Origin of the sequence: Paenibacillus sp. 1001270B_150601_E10 (genome assembly GCF_015558675.1) — a bacterium.
GTDB lineage: Bacteria > Bacillota > Bacilli > Paenibacillales > Paenibacillaceae > Paenibacillus_B.
In genome coordinates this window covers 1-1,047 of the sequence record NZ_JADMOL010000030.1, presented here as the reverse complement: position 1 = coordinate 1,047, position 1,047 = coordinate 1, and the positions used below count along the sequence as shown (strand labels likewise).

The following is a 1,047-nucleotide window of genomic DNA, read 5'->3' as shown; positions in this document are numbered from 1 at the left end:
TGACGGATTGTCAAGCTAAGTGCGACAGTTCATCCATGAAAGCTTCGTGAGCAGACATCCAGCCTAGACATTTACGAGGACGATTATTAATGAGAAAGATAGCCTTGGCCAAATCTTCATCGGTGACCAAAGCAAAATCATGACCCTTTGGGAAGAATTCTCGAAGAAGACCATTTCCGTTCTCATTTGAGCCTCGCTGCCAAGATGAATATGGATCTGCAAAGTAAACTTTGAGATGATGAAAGTTCTCAAGATTGGCATAACAAGCAAACTCTTTCCCGCGATCTACGGTAGCGGTCTGAAAGGCGGCTTGAGGAAATTGGCTGGTAACCACACCAAAGGCAACCTCCATCGAATAGGCTGTACGATCGGGTATTTTCAAGGCTAAGTAGTGCCGTGTCTTACGCTCAATAAAAGTGGCTACACAAGCTTTACTTTTGCCACGGCTAGAGACAACGGTATCCCGTTCCCAGTGACCGAAGGTTTCACGCTTGCGAATCTCTTTGGGGCGCTTGCTAATCGGTGTGCCTACCAAGAACCGCCCTCGAGTTTCCACAGGCTTCTGACGCTTTCCTTTATGCCGTAATACCTTTACATCACCGGCTGCTAGCCGTCCATCGTATATCCATCGATAGATGGTTTTGAAGCAGACGAAGGGCTTGCTCTCTATTCGACGCTTCTCTGCGATCTGTTCCGGTGACCAAGTCTGAATCAGCTTCTCGGTCAACTCGCTTGCAAGTTCAGGCGTAAATTTGCCAACAGGTGCACTGGATGTTCGGCGGCAGCGATAAGCTTGCTCTGCCGATTGGGCTTCGTATGTCTCGCCTGAACTTCCGCGCTCGATTTCTCGTGCGATGGTGGAATGGTGTCTACCTAGTTCACGTCCAATTTCTCGTGTCGACCAGCCAAGTCGATGTAGAGTTTCTAGTTTACTACGTTCAATTATGTTAAGATGAGAGTAGCTCATGTTAGTTCTCCTGTATGAATGGTTGTGTGGTAACTCCCATTTTACACGAAACTCACATGGGCCTTTTTATTTTCTAGCTG

Annotated in this window: 1 protein-coding gene; it reads right to left on the bottom strand. The window is 47.4% G+C overall.

Annotation, left to right across the window (positions count from 1 at the left end; genetic code table 11):
- Positions 1-10: 10 nt before the first annotated feature.
- Positions 11-967 (bottom strand): IS30 family transposase, encoded by a 957-nt coding sequence (locus tag I2H74_RS24395; protein WP_195576912.1) that lies wholly within the window; start codon positions 965-967, stop codon positions 11-13.
- Positions 968-1,047: the final 80 nt, after the last annotated feature.